Here is a 19,057-nt window from a genome sequence, read left to right on the forward strand (position 1 = left end):
ATGCTCTCAGCCCTTTTTCATCGATCCGCAGCTTCGGCTGCGGATTTTACCCATTTGCGTCAGGCGAGCGTCGAACTACGCAATGTGGTTAAAGAGTATGGCGCTCAAACTGTATTTAACGGCGTCAACCTAGCAGTTGAGCCCGGTGAAGTGGTGACCATTCTGGGACCTTCCGGTTCTGGAAAGTCCACTCTTATACGTCTTATCAACCAGTTGGAGTCGCTCAGCGATGGCGAAATCTTCATTGATGGTAAACCAATTAGCCAGTTGCGCGGGGCGGCATTACGCCAGCTACGCAGCCGTATCGGTTTCGTATTTCAGCAATTCAATCTCTATTCGCATCTGACTGCACTGCAAAACATCGCGCTGGCGCTGGAATATGTTCACGGCTGGAATAAGACGGAAGCAGATCGTCGGGCACTTGAGTTGCTGGAAAAGGTGGGACTGGCGGAAAAAGCCAATGCCTATGCCGCACAGTTGTCCGGTGGACAGCAGCAGCGCGTGGCCATCGCCCGCGCACTGGCTTCATCACCGCAAATTATTCTGTTTGATGAGCCTACCTCCGCGCTGGATCCGGAGATGATCGGCGAGGTATTGCAGGTGATGAAAAATCTCGCCCATAGCGGTATCACCATGATCGTCGTGACCCACGAAATGCATTTCGCCCGCGAGATTGCCGATCGTGTGGTTTTCATCGATGGTGGCGATATTCTTGAAGTGGCCCCGCCGGAGGATTTTTTCGTCCAACCGCAGCACCCGAGAACCCAGCGTTTCCTGAAAAAAGTGCTCGACCCGTTACACCAGGAGTCATCATCATAATGCATGCAATGGACTGGCAGGGAGTGCTGAGCGGGCAACCCCTGCAATGGATAATTTCTGGTTTTCTTACCACGCTTTGGGTGACGCTGGCAGGTATCGTGCTCGCCACGCTCATTGCCATCTCACTGCTCAGCCTGCGACTGACGGGCAATCGTCTCGCTAAAACGATGGTCGGGGTGTGGGTCTCGGTGTTTCGCAATACACCTTTACTGGTGCAACTGATGTTCTGGTATTTTGCCGCATGGAACTGGCTTCCCCGTGACGTCATTAGCTTCATCAATGCTGATCATCCATGGTCAATTCTGCCGGGTGATGTCTGGTGGTTAACGCCGGAGTTTATCTGTTCAGCATGGGGACTGGGCGTATTTACCTCAGCATTTTTGGTCGAAGAGATCGCCTCAGGTTTACAGGCAGTTTCTGCCGGACAACGCGAGGCTGCCGTGGCGCAGGGGTTTTCATCCTGGGCGATATTTCGTCACATTCTGCTGCCTCAGGGACTGGCTAACGCCTGGCAACCCATTGTTGGGCAATATCTCAACCTGATGAAGCTTTCCTCGCTTGCCAGCGGTATTGGATTTGCTGAGCTCACCTACCAGGTACGGCAAATTGAGAGCTACAACGCGCACGCGCTGGAAGCCTTTGCCGTTGGCACCGCACTCTATCTGTTTACCGGCATCGTGCTGGGTATGTTGCTTACGCGTCTTGGGCCGCGGCCGGCGGCGGGTAAATCGTCAAAGGTAAGAATGCGCATCTTCAGCGTCAGGAGCATACTGCATGATCGCTAATATTTCAGTCATTACCGACAATCTTGACTATCTCCTGTGGGGACGTGTAGCTGAGGGGCAACCCGGCGGTGTACTGCTCACTTTGCTGATGGCTATCGGTGCGGCTTTGCTGGCGCTGCCTGGCGGGATCGTTCTTGCCTGCTGCGCCTGGCGATTTCCAGGCGCGGTTCGCAACGGGTTGTTTATCTGGGCGGAATTTATTCGCGGCATTCCGCTCATCTTTGTGATTTTCTGGATGTGGTATTTGCTACCCATGCTGACCGGAAGCGATCTGCCCGGTGCCGTTACCGTGACGCTGGCGCTGGCATGGTTCACCGCCGCTTCGGTGATGCACTCGGTGTATGCTGGAATTAGCGCACTGCCTGGTGGGCAATATGAAGCGGCAGTCGTTCAGGGGTTTCGCCCGGATCAGGCCCTGTGGCTTATCTTGCTGCCGCAGGTGCTGCGTAACGTACTGCCGTCGTTGACGGGGATTTTCATTGGGCTACTGAAGGACACGTCACTGGCATTTATCGTTAACGTACCGGAACTCACAACGGTTGCCGGTCAGGTTAACAGCCGGGTGCAAATCTACCCGGCAGCCATTTTTATCTTTACCGGACTGGTCTATTACCTGCTGTGCTTTAGCCTGGAGAAAATCACCCAGCGCCGCTTCGCACTAAAATGACCTCTCGGCTCAACATTCCACAAACTGATGGTCTTCGTTGAGCCGATATTTCACGCCCGCCCGAATGTTTTTTTCCCCTTCAACGGCAAGCGCAAAACGCATTCTCTCGCCATCGTGATAAGCCAGCGCCGCACATCCGCCGGGACCGAGCGTTATCGAATCTACAGCACCGGTACTGGCAACAACGGCGTTCTTTCCGCTGGCAATAATGTGGATATTGTCCGCGCAGTTAGCGATTTTCGTCTCTGCGCCAAAACAGGCTACCTGGGTTAAATCACCGCTACTGGCAATCCGGTTTCGGTCACCAAGCGAACTGATGCGTACGCGCATGCCGGTACTGGCGATACGCGTTCCGTCGCCCACACTGCTGATACGCGCCGAATTTCCCGCAATCGCTATTCGCCCACGATCGCCTGAACTGCCGATATGCGTGTTATAGCCTACACTGCCAATCCGTACGCTGTAACCGGCACTGGCGATCTGTGCGGCATACCCGGTGCTGGCAATTTTAACGTTGTCACCCGCACTGCTAAATCGGGCATAATCTTCCGCACTCGCCAACGGACGACTGGTTTCCTCCGCGGCTTGCTCACAGGAAATATTCCCCATTGCGTCAATATCCTGCTGAGCAAAACTCGCCTCTTCCCGCCATTTCGACCAGCCATATTCCACCAGGCTATTTGCCCAATCGGTATACCCTTCCCGCTGGAGCGCGCGATGAACATCGGCATAGCTTCCTCCTGCGGGAAACGCGCGTAGAAACCAGCGATACATGACGGGCCCAACACGCCAGGCCCGTAAGTCACTTCGTGTAATCATCATCGCTTAATGCCGGTGGTAGCCATCCACCATACACTTGAAGGTTTCGCCCGGCGTGCGGCCCGTAGTGCAAAGATAAAGATGCCCAAAAATGAAAAACAGACTGACAATTGCCAGCGCAAAGTGCGCCTGAAGCAGCCAGTAACGCACACCAGGAAACAGATCTCCGACGACCGTCGGGTAAAGCGATAACAACCCAGAAATCAGCAGTAGTGGCAGCAACCCATACATCACGCCAACGTAGGCCGCCTGCTGTAGCGGATTGAATTTAGAACGCGGCGATGCCGGGAATGGATGTGACTCGCCCTGCATAATGCCAAACAGGTAAAAACGTGTTTGTCTTTGCGCGCGAGCGATCCAGCCCTGACGTTGAATAATATAGTGATGTCCGTTGCCGCCAATCAGGTTGATCAGCACAAAACCAACCCAGCAGGCAAGTAGCAAAAAGCCGCAAACCTCATGAACGGTAAGCAGGCTTTTCATTACCGGTGCGCTGACGGCAGAGAAGTGATTGACCAGGCCACTGACCAGAAGTAGCAAAAACAGCAGCGCATTTGACCAGTGCCACAAACGAACAGCCTTCGAATATAAATAGACCTTCTCACCGTGCCCTGCCGACGTTTTATGTGCCGCCCGAAAGCGCAGCATGGCGTGAAGCGCCAGCACCAGCCACATTCCCACCAGCATTAACCCGGCAACGACTAACCACACGGGCCAGTAGTCCGGTGAAAACAGGGGAACATACTGCGCAAGCTGGGCGTGAAACTGTTCGGCATTTTGCGACGCGTTCATACATTTTCCTTTTTAATCAAATGTTGACCGAACCGACGATACAGATGGGGTTTCCCGGCGCCTGCAAGTTGATATTCGTAATACTTGTTTTCTCGCAACCAGGTCTGAATTTCCGGGCTATCTTCACGGCCAAAAATCAGCGCATGTTCCGGGCAAGCGTTAACACAGATCGGTGGAAAACCTTTCGCCAGGCGTGATTCAGCGCAAAAGTCGCATTTATCCGCCACTTTGGTATGCGGGTTGAGATAACGAACCTGATAAGGACACGCACCAATACAGTAACTGCAGCCGATACAGGAAGACGTATCTACTCGCACAATACCGTTCTCATCTCGCCAGGAGGCACCAGTCGGACACACCTCAATACAAGGCGCATCATCACAATGCTGGCAGGATTGACGAAAGTAGTGATACAGCGTTTCGTTGTCGTTGTCTGAAACTGGAATATGCGCTATCGACAAACGGCTGCCCTGGGCAGGAACATGGTTGGTTTTCCTGCAGGCCCGCGCGCAGATATTACATCCGTTACACAGTGATTCGTCGTGAATCATGACGTAACGAACGGCTTTAGGGCTCCTGGTACTCGCTAACAGATTTTGACCTGGGCCGGTGAAAAAAATCACCGTCCCCATGCCAATGACAAATTTTCGTCGGGTGAAGGACATCGGGTTATCCTCTAAACTGTGACAGTGGTCGTCCACACGTTCCATGACATCAACCTGAATAATTCAGGGGTTCTGATACTGCTCAACCTCAAGCCATTCACACAGGCCGTACGCTTTGCCATAACTCATAAAACGTTCGCTAAACAGATAAGGTTCCGCATTTGACGATTCCACAGTACGTATATCTGCGTAATCGGGATGCGTTTCCATAGCCGTTAGCGCCGCTGTAATCTGCTGAGATTCAAAGCTATACGGCGGTTGCGTCAACATGGCGACCTTATAGGGGCGAGGATACGTGCGGCCGTCGAAGCGTACCGCCTCGGCAATCGCACGGCAGATGTCGTTTTCCACCACCTGCACACACATGTCGGCGTAGTTTGCCGTCATGGTTTGCGTTGAGTAGAAATAGACATCTTCCGCGCCCTGCACGCGGGTGATATCCGCGTTAATTGCGTCCTGACACAGCGCATCCAGCAGCGCGGATAGATCGGTTTCAGGGACCGAATAAGGTGGCTGCAGAAACACGCTGCGCCCCACCAATTGCCCGGATGCCGAATGCTGGCGGATAAAATCTGCCACAATCGACTCCGGGCTGGCAGGATCCTGAACCTGCGGCGCAGTCACCTGTTCTACCGGCGAGTGAAAGGCCTGTAGCCAGTGTCTCTTTTGACTATCAACCTCGTCAGGAAGCGCCTCTACGGGTGCCAGAACGTTGCTCACGTTAGTCATCTCACGTTCCTTACGCTGGCAACAGATCTTGCGCCGCCAAATCAGCTGCCACGTCTTCAAGTCCGAGTCGGTTCAGGGTTTCACGCGTTGGGCAACCCAGCTCTGGATCCCAGCCCATTTCCTGATAGAACATCGTCAATGACTGACGCATATCCTCCCTGTCCATCTTGTCGGTTCCTTCAGTGAAGACCGGGATCTTCGGATCTTTATCGAATACCCAGGAGCAGATGAGATCGTGCTCATTGCGCATATCCTGGGTTTGCATCAGTTTGACCGTATAAGCACGATGCAAAGTAAAGATGCGTTCAGCGGCCAGATCCAGACTCGCCTGCGTGGTTTCATCACCGGTGACAGCCTGGAAGAACTTCGCTTCCAGATCCAAGTCTCCGCGATAGTTACGGCTCTTGAGTGGTGAAACCGTCATCGGCCAAACCCAGTTACACAACGTAACCGCGTTATGCAGACAGACTTTCAGCAGCGTCCATTTGGCATATTTGATCTTGGCTGCATTGATCGGGGTGTAGTTTTTGGTTTCATCGTAGGCATCCTGTGAACCAAACAGCTCGCCCGCCACTTCGCGCTGCAATTTCAACGGCAAACCGGAACCGATGAAGTTGATATGGGTGTGCGCCATGCAGTCACGGTTAAACATACAGTTAGTGATCGCCCCCACCTGCGCTGAAGCCTCGTTCGCATGGTGAACAGGAAAACCGAACGGCGACCACAGTTTATTTTTGGCATAACCCCAGTACTCTTCGCCCAAATCCCAGCGTTCAGCAATGGCATACGAGCCGTCCGCAAGGTGACTGAGTTCCCCCACGCGATGCGCCAACCGATAGTAGAAGTCTTTAATAAAATTAGGATCACCCGCTTCCAACTGATCCCAGCGGATCTCCGCATACTCTTCAGCCGGCAGTACGCGCTTAAAGACGCCTTTCGAATAGCAATAAGTAAAATCACGGTGCAACTGGCCGTAGTTACACCAGATACCGTAATCGTCAAACAGGTTCAGACCAATCAGGTTTCCCACCACGCGCCCATCGTCTTTATCGTCAAAATCTTTCGGGCCATTGGGGAAAATGGTGGTGTGTACAAAGTTCGCCACGCAAGTGTTGCCGCCGGTACTCGGCACGCCAAAATCTTTCACCCGCGGAACATTGAGCTGTGACATACAACGAATAGGGCATGAATGACAGCCGCTCATTTTGACCGTGTATTTTTCTGCGGCTGGCCCCAGATCGAACACCGATTTATAGGTACGGAAACCTACCGTATTTTGGTTGCCCGGCGGGATTTCCCCGGTTTCGATTGGTCCGCCTTCTGCTGCGCCCCAGAACAGTCCCTTACGGGCTGTCCAGCGCGAGTTTGGCGAAGAGTATTCTGCCCAGGCCTGCGGGGTGCTAGGCACAACATGATTGTTGTTAGCGCCGATGAGCTCGGTCATCATGTAGTCATTGAGCCGTTTCATCTCTTTGCGATCGGCAATATTGACGCCTTTGGTCCCTTCTACCGCAATAGCCTTCAGGTTTTTCGAGCCCATTACTGCGCCGGTACCAGCTCCGCCGCTGTGGTTGCGACTGTTGATCATGCAGGAGAGCGGCACCAGATTTTCCCCTGCCTGGCCTATCGCGGCGACGCAGGTTTCCGGGCTGGTGATGCGACAAATTTCTTCAGTTGTGGCGCGCGTCCCCTTACCCCACAGGAAATCGGCTTTTTCGATGCTAACCTTATCGTCTTTAATGTTGATCCAGACCGGTGATGCGGACTTGCCTTCAATAATAATGGCGTCGTAACCGGCGAATTTCATTTGCGCGGCAAAGAATCCCCCCATATGGGCATCCACGACTAAATTGCCTTTTGTAAATGTCGATAAGGAGGTGATATTGACGCGGGAGCTACAGGGAGCGCCAGAACCTGTTAATGGTCCGGTGGCAAAAACCAACTTATTCCCTTCATCAAAAGGCATGGTGCCTGGCGGGACTTCGTCGTACATAATTTTATAACCAAAGCCCATCCCACCGACAAATTTTTTAAATTTACTGGAATCTTCAAGGGTGATATTACCCGTGGTGAGATTGACCCGTAAAATAGTACCTGTCCAACCATTAGCCATCATGTTTTCCTTTGCAAGAAGGTTTAATAGATATACCCGCCATTCTTCAGGCAGCTTTTTTATCCAAAACTGCGGTATTTTTGGCAATTAATGGCGCGAATCAGGTATGCCTGCTATCTATCAAACAGTAATATCTTTCCACTCGATAATTTTTAATGCCCCAGTCGGACAAGCATTGGCGCATTCCCCGCATAACACACATTTTGAGGACTTTTTCGTTTCGGTATTTACGGTCGCCATCATCCACGGGCAGGCTGTGGTACACGCGCTACAGCCAATACAGCGTTTGTGGTCCACCGCAATACAACCGTCTTCCTGTTTCCAGGTAATTGCACCTATTGGGCAAACCTTCATACACTGCGGATCTTTGCATTGCCGGCAGGTATCAGCGGTATAGTTTAAATCGCCATACAGCCCACCACCGGACCCGACACCATCATCGCCAAAGAAGAAATTGCGATGGATTTTTATCCGGGAAAAGAAGGTACCCACCGCACCATCGTTATAATTGGTACAGGAAATTTCGCAGCGGTGACAGCCCGTACAGCGAGCTCGCTGGGTCACCAGAACCCCTTTAGGCGTATTGATAAGCCCAACAGTCCCACTATCGACATCTTCCTGCTTACAACCAAAAAGGGATAACAGCGCGGGAGCAATCGTTAATCCCGCCAGTCCTTTTCCTGATATCCGCAGAAATTCTAGTCGCGTTAAACCACAATCTAAAAATGGACGATCAACCTGGTTCATTTATTTCGCATCCTCTTCGCAAATGCTGTGGTAGCAACACCTTCAGGCTAATTTAAACCAGCACAGCTCAAGCCATATCGGGCGGTTAAAGTTGCCAACAACACGTAAATTTTTGCCCTAACCTGATCGCATAAATGACGGTGGTTAAACTGAATGAATCTAATCCTTTAGGGTTAGGAACAGAAATAATGTGGTTATTCAGCATGCTTAGTCTTGATCGTCATCAATTAAAAAACGGAAGGGATATAATTAATGCGGAGTGAGATTTATTATCATTAAGATAAATTGAAATAGCACTTCATATGTCTTGCAAATATTTGTGACTCCACTCTCATATATATTTTTATATATCATCCGGTATACAATTAAATATATAGCGAGTTGGATAGCGTTAATTGCAACACTAAATTATAATTATTGATAGATTAACGTAATGAGAATAAGAGGACGGCGAGAGAAACTACCGCCCTCTTTTTGCGGATTATCCGGCCAATGCTTTAATTACGGTCTCAATAGCCTGTTTTTCTAACTCACTGCGCTTCACACGCTGGTTAGCAAGGGTGGTTCTCAGTACTCCCGCAATGACGATATGCTTAGGCTCTTGTCCCAGATCGCGCATTTCCAGCACTACTTTACCGACTACTCTGCACATTTCACGGTACAACTCGTCGTCTTTCGTCTGATTTCCCATTTTTGCCCGCTCGTCATTAACTCAAACCAACAGCATATATCACTCTGAGGATTTAGACAAAATTCAATGAAAATCAAAGAAATGTCATCATTCTACTGAACTCTCTGAAGTCGATTTACAAGCTCAGCAAGACTTCCCGCCTGCATTTTTTCCATCACCCGCGCCCGATGCACTTCAACCGTACGTACGGCAATATTCATGGCATCAGCAATTTCCCGATTCATTAATCCTTTTGCTACCAGATGCGCCAGTTCCCGTTCTTTTGGCGTAAGTTGTTGATAGCAGCAGATGATCTCTTGTCGCGAGAACGCCGCTGCCGAGACCTGCAAGGCATGTTCTAATGCTGCCTGAAGCGGCACGGCTGACACCGGTTTTTGCAAAAAATCGACCGCGCCACGTTTCATTTGCTCAACCGCCATCGGCACATCGCCATGCCCGGTGAGAAAGACCACCGCCAGCGTGCTTGCTTTCTGACGCATGATTTCATGCACAGCGTGCCCATCCAGTACCGGCATACGCATATCCAGCAGCAGTACACCCACCTGGTGCAGATTTGCCTCAGCGAGGAATTTCTCACCTTGCTCCCAGCAAGACACGTCATATCCCAGACTTTCCAATAAAAACGCACAGGCCTGGGTGACGGCAATGTCGTCATCCAGCAGATGAATTATCGCCACTACGGCCTCCTTCCCGATTTGGTTTAAAATATAATGTCACTCTCGCCCCCGCTTTTCCGTCCGGGGCCTGCTGATTGTTGATCTCAATATCTCCGTTTGCGTAGCGCACCAGTCGCTGACAAATGACCAGTCCTAGTCCCATGCCTTCTTTGCGAGTGGTCATAAACGGCTGAAAAGCTTGGTACAACTGAGTCTCGTCAATGCCTCCGGCATTATCCTGCACCTGAATACTCACACCACCATCCTTATGCAGGGCGCTAAACCATACTGTGGTAGCCCCTGCCTGGGCGGCATTGAGTACCAGATTGGCCAGCACCTGCTCAAGAAGAACGCTTGGCAGCGTCAATGTTAACGCCTTGCTGACCTGTGTGTGCAGCGTTACCGCCGGGAATTGCTGGGGCATGCGCAGTAATTGCCAGACGTGATGGATAGCATCGTGAACGTTGATGGCTTGCCAGTCATCGGGAAGTACCGGATTGCCCTGTGCCTGGCTGACCCACTGCCGGAGATTGCGCAGCGTATCGGCCCCCCTTTGTGCCTGGGTGTCGATGTGCTCAAGCGCGGGCAGCAACGGATGCTGTTCATCCTGACCGCGCAGGCGAATCAGACAGCCTTGGGCATAATGGCGGATAGCTGACAACGGCTGATTGAGCTCATGGGCAAAACCGGAGGTCATCTCCCCCAGCACGCTCATTTGTCGGGCAGTCTCCAGCGCCTGTTCCTGTTTGTGCAACAACACGTTGTTCCGCTCTAGCTGCCTGCCGCGTCGGCGAACCAACAGCATTACCCAGATGTAGTTGAGCGTCAGCAACAACAGCACGATGGCCGCCGCTCCCATCGCCAGCCGATGTTGAATAAACCAGCTTTTGACATCCAGCCACAGCTGACGCTGCTGCGGATGCTGGCGGACATCGCGCAACAACGCTTCCACCTCGCGGGTCGAGGCGGGCGCTCCCCAGCGAAATGTCGCGTTTTGCGGTGCATTGAACAGCACCCGCGTGACGCGATCGGCCAGCTCGTCACTCACTGCAGGTAGTGCGGCAAATGACCAGTCAGGATAGAGCGGTGTACTGGTCAGACAGGGAATTGAGGTCGGATGGTTCAACACGGTCATAAAATCGGTTTTACGAATGAGGCCTTCTTCATCCATTTTTTCCAGCAGGCACACCGGCACGATCACCGCCTGCACGGCTTTTTCACGTAATAAATAGAGTAAGGCATCGGCGGGAAATCCGGTAAACGTCAGACGTAAATCGCGTTCAGGGCGCAGACCGGCATCACTGAGCGCTTTATATCCCAGCAAATAGCCGCCAAACGCCTGAGCATCAATGGCGCCAACCGTTTTGCCGATTAGATCGTGTGGGGAGGTTATCCCGCTGTCGCGTCTGACGAGGATCGCGCTGCCGATCACGTTACTGGTGGCTTTCCCACCACGGGTGGAGCGTAGCGACGCCAGCCAGCGCAGCGCAGAACGGCTGTTTAGCTGAACAAACTGCGCCGGATTAGTGACAACAAACTGCACCGTTCCACGATTCACCGCCTCCTGCATCTGGTGCAGATCCAGAGGTTGAATATGAAACTGTTCGCCGGGGATTTGCTGATTCAACAATGTTTCCAGCGGCTGCCAGTGATTACGTGTGGAGACTTCCCCACGCATCGCCAAAACGCCAATGTTCCATGTCTGCGCCCTGACCGCGCCGCTTAGCATCCACAGCGACGCCAGCACCGTCAGACATCTTACTACGTTGCGTCCCACTCAATTATCCCTGTCAATTATGTTGTTTTAGATCAACAACAAGCCGGGTATGTGGTTAACCACAATAGAGTATACCCCGTCACGATTTTTACACTGTAAATCATTGAGATTCTTTATTCATCACACGCAAATCAACGGCGTGACCAATGTTTCGTTGTTGCATCGTGACGGGAGAAAATATGGACAGCAGTAAACGGCAGTTTCTCCAGCAACTTGGCGTCCTGACCGCTGGCGCATCACTGGTTCCGCTGGCTCAGGCGAAATTTCCCTTTTCGCCTGAACGCCATGAAGGCTCACAACAGCATCGCTACGCCATGCTGGTTGACCTGCGACGCTGTATTGGCTGCCAGGCCTGTACCGTCAGTTGCGCCATTGAAAATCAGACGCCACAGGGCGAATTTCGTACCCTCGTCAACCAGTATCAAGTACAGATTGAAGGTCAGCAAAGCGTCACCAACGTCCTGCTGCCACGACTGTGCAACCATTGTGATAATCCCCCTTGCGTGCCCGTTTGCCCGGTACAGGCCACTTTCCAACGCGAAGACGGCATCGTAGTGGTCGACAACACACGCTGCGTTGGCTGCGCCTATTGCGTGCAGGCCTGCCCTTATGATGCGCGATTCATCAACCATGAAACGCAAACCGCCGATAAATGTACCTTCTGCGTTCACCGCCTCGAAGCGGGGCTGCTTCCGGCCTGTGTAGAATCCTGCGTCGGCGGCGCGCGCATCATTGGTGATATTAAAGATCCACACAGCCGCATTTCACAAATGCTGCATGAACACCATGACACCATCAAAGTCCTGAAGCCGGAAAGCGGTACGTCTCCTCACGTGTTCTATCTGGGACTGGATGAGGCATTTGTCACCCCATTGATTGGACGTGCTCAACCCGCTCTCTGGCAGGAGGTTTAAATGAACCATTCACTAATTATCGACGAGGTTCTGGCCCATCCCCAGGACGTAAGCTGGTTACCCTGGGCCGTACAATATTTCTTTTTCATCGGCATTGCCGCCTGCGCCGCACTGTTTGCCTGCGTTCTCCACTGGCGCAAAAAAGAAACGGCAGATCTGGAGAATCTGACGCTGTTAATCGCCCTGACCTGCGCGATTACCGCACCGCTGGCGCTGACCGCTGATCTACACCAAACCGCCCGCGTCTGGCATTTCTATGCGTATCCGACGCCTTGGTCCTGGATGCCGTGGGGCGCACTGTTCTTACCGCTGTTTACCGGTTTTTTAGGTCTGTGGTTTCTGGCGCAGCACGTTAAACGGCTAACGCTAAAAAGTTACAACGTCACAAAATGGTTAGCACTTGGTAGCGCACTGTCCGCCATCGGATTGCTGGTTTACACCGGCCGTGAAGTGTCGGTGGTGCAGGCGCGGCCCATCTGGTTCAGTTACGCCTTTCCGGTTGCGATGTTCCTCAGCGCGCTGCAAACGTTTCTTGCCCTGCTTATTGCCACGACAAATAGCAAAGGCGTACTGCCGCGTAAGCTAGCGTGGGGGCAAATGGTCACGTTGATCACACTGGCTATCGTGGTGTTGATCTGGGCGAGCGGTAATACGCTTTCCGGTTCGGCTATCCGCCAATGGCTGGATGTGGCTTCTTCAGCACAACACTACGCTATCGGTTGGGTTGCGTTATGGCTTGTTTCACTTGTTCTTTGCGGGTTGGTTGTACGTTACCCCTTGTCGCTGCCGCTGCGCATATTACTCGCTTTTAGCGCCATGGCGCTGTGCTGGCTAATGCGCTGGACGTTACTCATCCAGGTGCAGACCGTACCGAAATTTAACGCGCAGTTTAATCCCTACACCCTGCCCAGCGGCACCGATGGCTGGCTGGCCATTGTGGGTACCTTCGGCCTGTGGATAGCACTGATTATTATTGTTCGTGAAGCCCTGAACGCGATCGCAAGGAGAATGCAACATGGCTAATTTAACCCGTCGTCAGTGGCTTAAAGTGGGCCTTGCCGTAGGTGGCATGGTGACTTTTGGCCTGAGTTATCGGGATGTGGCAAAGCGCGCGATAGACGGTTTGCTGGATGGAACCTCGGGCAAAATTACCCGTGACCGCATCTTTGCAAACGCGCTCATCCCTGAAGCCAACGCCCGGCCGCACTGGCAGCAAAACCCGCAGCAGGTGATCTCCATGACACAGTGTTTTGGTTGCTGGACGCAGTGTGGCGTGCGGGTTCGCGTTGACACTGAGCAAGGCAAGGTGCTGCGCATTGCGGGCAACCCTTATCATCCGTTGTCGCACGAGCACCATATAGACGCCTCCGTCCCCTTTACCACGGCAATGGAACAGTTGGCCGGGGAGTCAGGTCTTGACGCACGTTCCACCGCCTGCGCCCGTGGTGCAACTTTACTCGAAGGTCTGTACAGCCCGTTACGTATTCTGGAGCCCATGAAGCGCGTCGGTAAGCGCGGTGAGGGAAAATGGCAGCGCATCAGCTTCGAACAGCTGATCAAAGAGGTGGTGGAAGGCGGAGATCTGTTTGGTGAAGGCCACGTTGATGGTCTGAGAGCCATCCACGATCCCGCTACACCGCTTGATGCGAAACATCCCGGCTTTGGCCCAAAATCCAATCAACTGCTGGTCACTAATACCAGCGATGAAGGACGTGATACCTTTCTACGTCGCTTCGCACTGAACAGTTTCGGCAGTAAAAATTTCGGTGCTCATGGCGCTTACTGCGGTCTGGCCTATCGGGCCGGTTCCGGTGCGTTAATGGGCGATCTGGATAAAAATACCCACGTGAAACCAGACTGGGATAACGTCGAATTCGCGCTGTTTATGGGCACCTCTCCGGCGCAATCCGGCAACCCGTTTAAGCGCCAGGCCCGCCAGTTGGCCAGCGCCCGTTTACGTGACGACTTCCGCTATGTTGTGGTAGCGCCCGCCCTGCCATTAACCACGGTGCTGGCTGACGATCGCGGCCACTGGCAGCCCGTACGACCGGGAAGCGACTCCGCGCTGGCGATGGGGATGATAAGCTGGATTATCGATAAACAACGCTATAACGCTGATTATCTCGCCATTCCCGGCGTGCAGGCCATGCAGCAGGCAGGAGAAAAAAGCTGGACTAACGCCACTCATCTTGTGATTACCGATGAAATTCCAACACTTGCCGGACAACACCTGACCCTCGCCCATCTGAGCACAAACGCCGCCCAGGAGCCGGTGGTCGTCAACGAGGCCGGTGAGATTGTCGCCGCCAACAGTTGCCCGCTTGCGCAACTGTTTGTTACCCGCGAGGTGACGCTGGCTGACGGGCAGACGGTAACGGTAAAAAGCAGCTTCCAGTGTCTGCGAGAGTCCGCAGAGAAACTGTCGCTAACGCAGTACAGCCAGCAGTGTGGTGTGTCAGAAGCAGACATTGGCGCTCTGGCCGACGCATTCACCCGCCACGGACGTAAAGCGGCAGTAATTACGCACGGCGGAATGATGGCAGGCAATGGATTTTATAACGCCTGGTCGGTAATGATGCTCAATGCGCTGATTGGCAACCTCAGTCTTGAAGGCGGTGTGTTTGTTGGTGGCGGCAAATTCAATGGTGCCACCGACGGTCCGCGATACAACATGGACAGCTTCGCCGGGAAGGTAAAACCGAAAGGGTTAAGCATCGCGCGCAGTAAAACCGCTTATGAGTCTTCCGAAGAGTACCGCAATAAGGTAGCTGCCGGACAATCCCCCTTCCCGGCTAAGGCCCCGTGGTATCCGTTTGTCGCAGGTCAGCTTACCGAACTCCTCGTCTCGGCGCTTGAAGGTTACCCTTATCCGCTGAAAGCCTGGATCTCAAACATGACCAATCCGTTCTACGGCATTGCAGGGTTGCGCGCCGTGGCGGAAGAAAAGCTCAAGGATCCTGCTCGTTTGCCGCTGTTTATCGCGATTGACGCCTTTATGAACGAAACCACGGCGCTGGCAGATTACATCGTGCCGGATACCCACAACTTCGAAAGCTGGGGATTTAGCGCTCCGTGGGCAGGCGTGGCCAGCAAAGCCACCACCGCGCGTTGGCCTGTCGTCAGACCTGCGACCAGCCTCACGGCTGACGGTCAACCGGCCTCGATGGAATCTTTCTGTATCGCAGTGGCAAAGCGCATTGGGCTACCCGGATTCGGCGACAATGCGATTACCGATCCGCAAGGTAATCACTATCCGTTGAATCGTGCGGAAGATTACTACCTGCGCCTCGCCGCCAATATTGCGTTTATGGGCAAAGCCCCGCTTGCAGAGGCACAGCCGGAAGACATAGCGCTGACCGGAGTACAGCGGATCATGCCTGTGATGACCCAAACGCTGAAACCCGATGAAATCAGCCGAGTTGCGTTTATCTACTCCCGCGGCGGGCGCTTTGCGCCGGACATCAGCGGGCGAGTTGATAACCGCGTCGGCAATGCCTGGGAAAAACCGCTCCAAATCTGGAATGCGAACGTCGCCGCGCACCGTCATGCAATTACCGGCGAGCGCTACAGCGGCTGCCCGGCCTGGTATCCTTCACGTCTGTCAGATGGACGTGCGGTCGAGGAGTTGTTCCCGGAACAAGAGTGGCCGTTGAAACTGATTTCCTTTAAATCCAATACCATGTCCAGCGCCACGGCGGTTATCCCGCGCCTTCATCATCTGAAACCGGTTAATCTGGTGGCGCTCAATCCGCAGGATGGTCAGCGGTATGGTTTAGCACACGGCGATATCGTGCGTATCACCACCCCTGGCGGTCAGGCGCAAGCGCAGATAAGTCTGCTGCATGGCGTCATGCCGGGTGTCATCGCCATTGAACACGGTTACGGGCATAAAGAGATGGGCGCAGCTCAGCATACGCTCGACGGCAAGCCAATGGCATTTGATGCACAGATAAAGTCAGGGATTAATCTCAATGATTTGGGCTTTGCGGATCCTACCCGGCAGGTTGCCAATACCTGGCTTGACTGGGTGTCGGGTGCGTCGGTGCGTCAGGGGTTGCCAGCGAGAATTGAGCGAGTGTAGTTCTGCGTGAACGCGTTTTACCCGGCCTACAAGACGTCGTAGGCCGGATAAGGCACTGCCGCCACTCAGCAAAAAGCGGATCAGTTATTAACCGGGATCACCGCGCCTTTATATTTAGTACGGATCCAGTCCTGGATTTCTTTGGAGTGCAGGACATCGACCAATGCGACGATATCCTTCTTCTTCTCGTCGCCACGATGCACGGTAATGATGTTGGCGTACGGGTTGTTTTCACCGCTTTCAACGGCAATCGGATCTTTCACCGGATCCAGCCCGGCGTCGATGGCGTAGTTGGCGTTAATCACCACCGCATCGCCTTCGTCGTTGTTATACATCTGCGGTAACAGCGCGGCTTCCACGTTTGGCAGGAACTTCAGCTTTTTCGGGTTTTCGACGATATCGCTAATGCGCGCGGTTACTTTATCCACGCCCGGCTTCAGCTTAATAACACCCTCTTTTTCGAAGATCGACAGAATACGGCCTTCCTCAGATACCGCATCGCGCATGATGACTTTGCCGCCTTCCGGTAGATCTTTCAGCGATTTCACTTTTTTCGAATAGATACCAATTGGCTCAATGTGAATTGCTCCGGCGCTGACGAAGTCATACGTTTTATCGCCCGCATGATCTTTAATCACACTGTTCAGGTACGGAATATGCTGGAAGTAGTTAGCGTCAATCTCACGACCAGCCAGCGCGGTGTTCGGCAGAATGTAATCCTGGAACGGTTTAATCTCCAGATCGATCCCCTTTTTCGCCAGAATCGGTTTGGCCTGTTCAAGGATCTCCGCGTGCGGCACGTTAGACGCACCAACGGTCAGAGTGTCTGCCCAGGAGGCAAAGCTCAGGGCGCTTAAGGTTGCTGCGGCGAGTAACGTCAGTGATTTTTTCATGATAATGGTTTCCGTATTTTATTAGCGTTTATCTAACAGAGAGGTGATCACATCGCCGCAAAGCTGGATGATGAAGACAATGAGCAAAATCGTCACCGTCGCCACCAGCGTGACGTCGCTGTGGTTGCGCTGGAATCCTTCCAGATAGGCCAGATTCCCTAAACCACCGGCACCAATTACCCCTGCCATCGCGCTGTAGCTAACCAGCGCAATTAGCGTCACGGTGATCCCGGACACCAGAGCAGGAGAGGATTCCGGCAGTAAAACCCGAAAAATAAGCGTGCTCAGCCGTGCGCCCATCGAACGTGTCGCTTCAATAACGCCTTTATCCACTTCACGCAGAGCGATTTCGACCAGACGAGCATAAAACGGCGCAGCACCGACGATCAGCGCAGGCAACGCGGCATTGGCGCCGAGAATGGTGCCTACCATCGCTTTGGTAAACGGGATCAGCAGCACGATCAAAATGATGAATGGGATTGAACGAAAGATATTCACCACCAGCGAAATAGCGCTATATACCGCTCGGTTGGGGAACAATCCGCCGCGCGCGGTCAGGAACAATGCCAGACCAAGCGCGATGCCCAGAATAAAGGTCGCAGCACCCGAAAGGGCTGTCATATACAGCGTTTCCTGGGTTGCCGCTAACAGTTGCTCCCACTTCAGATGGGGAAACAGTTCTTCAGCCATGTTGAATCACCTCGCCTTCAATGTCGCTCTGGCGCAGGTCGGCCAAAATATTGTTCAATTGTTCCTCAGAGGCCACCACGTGCACCCAAAGTTGACCAAACACACCGTGTGCAGTTTGCGTCATTTTGCCGTGCAAGATATTGAATGGCAGGCCATAGCGCAGGGTCAACTCGCCAACCACAGGCCGGTGCGTGCGTTGCCCGGTAAACGTAAGCTTGATAACTACGCCGCCAAGCTCACTTGCCAGCTGCGGATTAAACTCGTCTTCCTCGGTGTACTGGCTCACCTGACGAACGAACTGTTGGGTGATCGGCTGCTGTGGATGGGTAAAGACGCTGAGTACGTCGCCTTCCTCAACAACTTTGCCATTTTCCATTACCGCCACGCGATCGCAGATTTTGCGTACCACGTGCATTTCATGAGTGATCAGCACAATGGTCAATTTGAAGCGACGGTTAATATCGAGGAGTAAATCGAGGATCTGATCGGTAGTTTGCGGATCCAGCGCCGAGGTGGCTTCGTCACACAGCAGGACATCCGGATTGTTCGCCAGCGCGCGGGCAATTCCTACACGCTGTTTTTGCCCGCCGCTGAGCTGGGACGGATACGCATTTTCACGACCGCTCAGCCCAACCAGCGTAATCAGTTCAGCAACCCGCTGTTTGATGGACGTTTTGGACGCGCCAGCGATTTGCATAGAGAAAGCAATATTTTCGCTAACGGTCCGTGACCACAGCAAATTGAAGTGTTGAAACACCATGCTGATTTTCAGTCGTGCCTGGCGTAACGATTCCCCACGGGCGGCAGAGATATCGTGGCCGTTAATCATCACGCTGCCGGAAGTCGGTTTTTCCAGCCCATTGAGCAAACGAATTAAGGTGCTTTTACCTGCCCCGCTGTAACCAATAATGCCGTAAATCTGTCCCTGTTCAACCGTCAGGTTGACGTTATCGACAGCGGTGATGGCAAGCCTGCCTGGCGTAAACACTTTCGAAATATTTTTCAGGACAATCATGTCGTTTGGGTATCCGCTGCTGCTTATTGTTCTTCTGCTATCGCTTTTGGCTGTTTAGCAGTATGGATGTCCAAACGAGTGTAATCAGCGGAATTGTCTTTTAAAATGAATTAAAAAGTATTTGATATAACATTTAGATATATATGTCGCGAACACTGAACAAATATCCGCTCTATCCCAGCGACGATGATGGAAAAACTCCTG

The 19,057-nt window shown here is 52.9% G+C and carries 18 protein-coding genes; 6 read left to right on the forward strand and 12 right to left on the reverse strand.

Annotated features, from left to right (window positions below):
• From OGX67_RS17345 to OGX67_RS17355, 3 genes are read left to right on the forward strand one after another with little or no spacing between them, the layout of a single operon-like run.
• Positions 1-819: an amino acid ABC transporter ATP-binding protein gene (locus OGX67_RS17345; protein WP_257651439.1), complete on the forward strand. Its 819-nt coding sequence runs from the start codon at positions 1-3 to the stop codon at positions 817-819.
• Positions 819-1,604 carry an amino acid ABC transporter permease gene (locus OGX67_RS17350; protein WP_003029324.1) on the forward strand — a complete coding sequence of 262 codons (786 nt, stop codon included), beginning with the start codon at positions 819-821 and terminating at the stop codon, positions 1,602-1,604. The genes OGX67_RS17345 and OGX67_RS17350 overlap by 1 nt, the downstream gene beginning before the upstream one ends.
• Positions 1,594-2,271: an amino acid ABC transporter permease gene (locus tag OGX67_RS17355; RefSeq protein ID WP_003029326.1), complete on the forward strand. Its 678-nt coding sequence runs from the start codon at positions 1,594-1,596 to the stop codon at positions 2,269-2,271. Before OGX67_RS17350 ends, OGX67_RS17355 begins: the two co-directional genes overlap by 11 nt.
• Before the next feature lie 9 nt (positions 2,272-2,280).
• Here the strand turns inward: OGX67_RS17355 and ydhT are convergent, their stop codons facing one another.
• The 9 genes from ydhT to ttrS form a co-directional block, all read right to left on the reverse strand.
• Positions 2,281-3,093, reverse strand: a complete 813-nt coding sequence (ydhT, locus tag OGX67_RS17360) for a protein YdhT (RefSeq protein ID WP_086504223.1) — start codon at positions 3,091-3,093, stop codon at positions 2,281-2,283.
• Positions 3,094-3,096: 3 nt separating this feature from the next.
• Positions 3,097-3,882: a thiosulfate reductase cytochrome B subunit gene (gene phsC, locus OGX67_RS17365; RefSeq protein ID WP_003029330.1), complete on the reverse strand. Its 786-nt coding sequence runs from the start codon at positions 3,880-3,882 to the stop codon at positions 3,097-3,099.
• A complete protein-coding gene (locus tag OGX67_RS17370; RefSeq protein ID WP_003029332.1) occupies positions 3,879-4,547 on the reverse strand; it encodes a 4Fe-4S dicluster domain-containing protein in 669 nt (222 codons plus the stop codon). The genes phsC and OGX67_RS17370 overlap by 4 nt, the downstream gene beginning before the upstream one ends.
• A 63-nt stretch (positions 4,548-4,610) precedes the next feature.
• Positions 4,611-5,276 (reverse strand): YdhW family putative oxidoreductase system protein, encoded by a 666-nt coding sequence (locus tag OGX67_RS17375; RefSeq protein WP_086504224.1) that lies wholly within the window; start codon positions 5,274-5,276, stop codon positions 4,611-4,613.
• Positions 5,277-5,286: 10 nt separating this feature from the next.
• The gene (locus OGX67_RS17380) at positions 5,287-7,389 is read right to left on the reverse strand and encodes an aldehyde ferredoxin oxidoreductase (protein WP_177712983.1); all 2,103 of its coding nucleotides are present in this window, start codon (positions 7,387-7,389) and stop codon (positions 5,287-5,289) included.
• Positions 7,390-7,509: 120 nt separating this feature from the next.
• A complete protein-coding gene (locus OGX67_RS17390; protein WP_003029338.1) occupies positions 7,510-8,136 on the reverse strand; it encodes a ferredoxin-like protein in 627 nt (208 codons plus the stop codon).
• Between the two features lie 481 nt (positions 8,137-8,617).
• A complete protein-coding gene (gene fumD, locus OGX67_RS17395; RefSeq protein WP_003029345.1) occupies positions 8,618-8,827 on the reverse strand; it encodes a fumarate hydratase FumD in 210 nt (69 codons plus the stop codon).
• Positions 8,828-8,919: 92 nt separating this feature from the next.
• Positions 8,920-9,504, reverse strand: a complete 585-nt coding sequence (gene ttrR, locus OGX67_RS17400; RefSeq protein ID WP_016150153.1) for a tetrathionate respiration response regulator TtrR — start codon at positions 9,502-9,504, stop codon at positions 8,920-8,922.
• Positions 9,479-11,212: a tetrathionate respiration histidine kinase TtrS gene (ttrS, locus tag OGX67_RS17405; RefSeq protein WP_115454673.1), complete on the reverse strand. Its 1,734-nt coding sequence runs from the start codon at positions 11,210-11,212 to the stop codon at positions 9,479-9,481. The genes ttrR and ttrS overlap by 26 nt, the downstream gene beginning before the upstream one ends.
• A gap of 227 nt (positions 11,213-11,439) precedes the next feature.
• Here ttrS and ttrB point away from each other — a divergent pair, with 227 nt between their 5' ends.
• From ttrB to ttrA, 3 genes are read left to right on the forward strand one after another with little or no spacing between them, the layout of a single operon-like run.
• Positions 11,440-12,174, forward strand: a complete 735-nt coding sequence (ttrB, locus tag OGX67_RS17410) for a tetrathionate reductase subunit TtrB (RefSeq protein ID WP_016150151.1) — start codon at positions 11,440-11,442, stop codon at positions 12,172-12,174.
• Positions 12,175-13,197, forward strand: coding sequence for a tetrathionate reductase subunit TtrC (ttrC, locus tag OGX67_RS17415; RefSeq protein ID WP_086504227.1), 1,023 nt, complete (start codon positions 12,175-12,177; stop codon positions 13,195-13,197).
• Positions 13,190-16,255: a tetrathionate reductase subunit TtrA gene (gene ttrA, locus OGX67_RS17420; protein WP_257651438.1), complete on the forward strand. Its 3,066-nt coding sequence runs from the start codon at positions 13,190-13,192 to the stop codon at positions 16,253-16,255. Before ttrC ends, ttrA begins: the two co-directional genes overlap by 8 nt.
• An 80-nt stretch (positions 16,256-16,335) precedes the next feature.
• Here ttrA and OGX67_RS17425 read toward each other — a convergent pair whose 3' ends face one another.
• The 3 genes from OGX67_RS17425 to OGX67_RS17435 are packed head-to-tail and all read right to left on the reverse strand — an operon-like array spanning position 16,336 to position 18,853.
• Entirely contained in the window at positions 16,336-17,148 is an 813-nt protein-coding gene (locus OGX67_RS17425) for a MetQ/NlpA family ABC transporter substrate-binding protein (RefSeq protein ID WP_071697207.1), read from the reverse strand.
• A 21-nt stretch (positions 17,149-17,169) separates the two neighbouring features.
• Positions 17,170-17,838 (reverse strand): methionine ABC transporter permease, encoded by a 669-nt coding sequence (locus OGX67_RS17430; protein WP_003029361.1) that lies wholly within the window; start codon positions 17,836-17,838, stop codon positions 17,170-17,172.
• Positions 17,831-18,853 carry a methionine ABC transporter ATP-binding protein gene (locus OGX67_RS17435; protein WP_032949163.1) on the reverse strand — a complete coding sequence of 341 codons (1,023 nt, stop codon included), beginning with the start codon at positions 18,851-18,853 and terminating at the stop codon, positions 17,831-17,833. Before OGX67_RS17435 ends, OGX67_RS17430 begins: the two co-directional genes overlap by 8 nt.
• Positions 18,854-19,057: the final 204 nt, after the last annotated feature.

The organism is Citrobacter sp. Cf118 (assembly GCF_030334095.1).
GTDB lineage: Bacteria > Pseudomonadota > Gammaproteobacteria > Enterobacterales > Enterobacteriaceae > Citrobacter > Citrobacter freundii.

Coding starts and splice junctions, on each gene's coding strand:
- ttrA (WP_257651438.1), top strand. CDS start 13,190: ATGGCTAATTTAACCCGTCGTCAGTGGCTTAAAGTGGGCCTTGCCGTA.
- OGX67_RS17355 (WP_003029326.1), top strand. CDS start 1,594: ATGATCGCTAATATTTCAGTCATTACCGACAATCTTGACTATCTCCTG.
- phsC (WP_003029330.1), bottom strand. CDS start 3,882: ATGAACGCGTCGCAAAATGCCGAACAGTTTCACGCCCAGCTTGCGCAG.
- ydhT (WP_086504223.1), bottom strand. CDS start 3,093: ATGATGATTACACGAAGTGACTTACGGGCCTGGCGTGTTGGGCCCGTC.
- OGX67_RS17345 (WP_257651439.1), top strand. CDS start 1: ATGCTCTCAGCCCTTTTTCATCGATCCGCAGCTTCGGCTGCGGATTTT.
- OGX67_RS17370 (WP_003029332.1), bottom strand. CDS start 4,547: ATGTCCTTCACCCGACGAAAATTTGTCATTGGCATGGGGACGGTGATT.
- ttrB (WP_016150151.1), top strand. CDS start 11,440: ATGGACAGCAGTAAACGGCAGTTTCTCCAGCAACTTGGCGTCCTGACC.
- OGX67_RS17350 (WP_003029324.1), top strand. CDS start 819: ATGCATGCAATGGACTGGCAGGGAGTGCTGAGCGGGCAACCCCTGCAA.
- ttrS (WP_115454673.1), bottom strand. CDS start 11,212: ATGCTAAGCGGCGCGGTCAGGGCGCAGACATGGAACATTGGCGTTTTG.
- ttrC (WP_086504227.1), top strand. CDS start 12,175: ATGAACCATTCACTAATTATCGACGAGGTTCTGGCCCATCCCCAGGAC.
- OGX67_RS17435 (WP_032949163.1), bottom strand. CDS start 18,853: ATGATTGTCCTGAAAAATATTTCGAAAGTGTTTACGCCAGGCAGGCTT.
- OGX67_RS17425 (WP_071697207.1), bottom strand. CDS start 17,148: ATGAAAAAATCACTGACGTTACTCGCCGCAGCAACCTTAAGCGCCCTG.
- OGX67_RS17380 (WP_177712983.1), bottom strand. CDS start 7,389: ATGGCTAATGGTTGGACAGGTACTATTTTACGGGTCAATCTCACCACG.
- OGX67_RS17430 (WP_003029361.1), bottom strand. CDS start 17,838: ATGGCTGAAGAACTGTTTCCCCATCTGAAGTGGGAGCAACTGTTAGCG.
- OGX67_RS17375 (WP_086504224.1), bottom strand. CDS start 5,276: ATGACTAACGTGAGCAACGTTCTGGCACCCGTAGAGGCGCTTCCTGAC.
- fumD (WP_003029345.1), bottom strand. CDS start 8,827: ATGGGAAATCAGACGAAAGACGACGAGTTGTACCGTGAAATGTGCAGA.
- OGX67_RS17390 (WP_003029338.1), bottom strand. CDS start 8,136: ATGAACCAGGTTGATCGTCCATTTTTAGATTGTGGTTTAACGCGACTA.